A 1,549-nucleotide genomic window follows, 5' to 3' on the forward strand; every position below is an offset into this window, starting at 1 on the left:
TAGACGCTACGGCACTTGTGCTTGCTGATTCTGATTTATATACTTTGTCAGAAACCGTTGCATCTTGGTTATAAACAGTTGGTTCATATGGTTGACTACCAGACGCTACTCTAGCATTATCCTTATAGTAGACCGTTGCAACACCATTAGGAGCCACTTCAATGCTTGAAATACGTTCGCGACCGTTTGGAATCACCTTATCATGAGCTTTTCTAATTTCTTCTTTAACTTTTTCTTTATCAGCATCCGTTAAAGCATTCTTATTCTTCACTTCAGTAACAGCGATTGCCGGTTTCTTGAATAAGTTTTCCAATTTATCCTGCTGGATTCCAAAGTTTTCAGAAGCAGGATTTCCACTCGGGTCAATAGCCTCAACCTGACGAGACCATCTATTACCATCTCTATAAGTAAGATTACTATTTGCAGTAGCTGTCACAGTAATGGTCGTACGATCATCACTCGTCGTTGTAGTAATATTTGAAATTTTACCACTACCCCATTCAGCTCTACCCTCAAAGAAATCTGTTAAATCCGTACCATTTCCTCGCATTTTCAAGGAAGCAAGCTTGCCACTATTATCTTTACCAGTAAAGGTTACTTCAATCGTATCACCCGCATAGAATTTATAGCGTCCTGCGCCATCTTTTTCCGGTGTCTTTCCATTAACCTTAACGGTGTAAGTAACAGTTGGTGCTACATCTTCTTTAGTAATACTCGTAGAAGTTAGGTCAGAAGTAAGAGTCTCTGTGCCTCCAGCAGGAGTCGTTACAATCTTCTCTTGTTTAACCGTTACGTCTCCCGTTGGAAGCAAGCCGTTATTAGCATTGTAAGCCTTTTCGAGATCTTTTGGCGTGAAGGTCAGCCTTGTATCGTTAGGTCCAGCTTCCTTAGTGAATGTCTTATCACCGATTGTCAAGGTCACTGTCGCTCCTGGTGTTACATCTGTAACTGTAATACTACGGTTCGGCAGACCTCCTTGTAGCTTCACTTGATTATCTGCGATTTGTGGTGGTTTTGGTCTAACTTTGATGGTTACAGGAACGGTGTCACTACTATTGTCCCCAGTTTGAGCTCCTTTAGGTAAGGTAACTGTGACATCTTTCTTATAAATCCCTGGAGTACTTACTGTGCTAGCATCTGGTGCAGATACCCATCTGTAGGTAGTTCTGGTAGCTTCCTCTGGACCACTAGGAATCGACACACCATCTCTAGAATTCTTAATCGCCTTGCCTGGGTCATTAATAATCTCATTCAAAGGTCCTGTATTCCCAACTGTTGTAACATACTCTTGCTTGGCTACTGGATCAACTACCGTATAGTCAAATGTTGTTTCGCTTGTCAGAGCCCGATCGTTAGTTGATGGAGTTCCGAAGCGACCTGTTGGATAGACAGCTGTCACAGTATAGGTCGTCTTGTGACTTACAGGATCCGGCCAACTTGAATTCTCCTTGGTTGTATACCATACTTCACCAAACGTGTCTCTGCCAACAGCAGTTGTTTTCTCCGGATCTGTACCATTTAAACGATACTTATAGAACCATTTAACCTC

General features: G+C 42.2%; 1 protein-coding gene. It reads right to left on the reverse strand.

Going from position 1 to position 1,549, the window contains the following annotated elements:
* The coding region (locus QS39_RS11615) for a hypothetical protein (RefSeq protein ID WP_180375039.1) at positions 1–1,549 on the reverse strand (1,549 nt) is incomplete at both ends.

Source organism: Streptococcus mitis, assembly GCF_002005545.1.
In the GTDB taxonomy this organism is placed as follows: Bacteria; Bacillota; Bacilli; order Lactobacillales; family Streptococcaceae; genus Streptococcus; species Streptococcus mitis_I.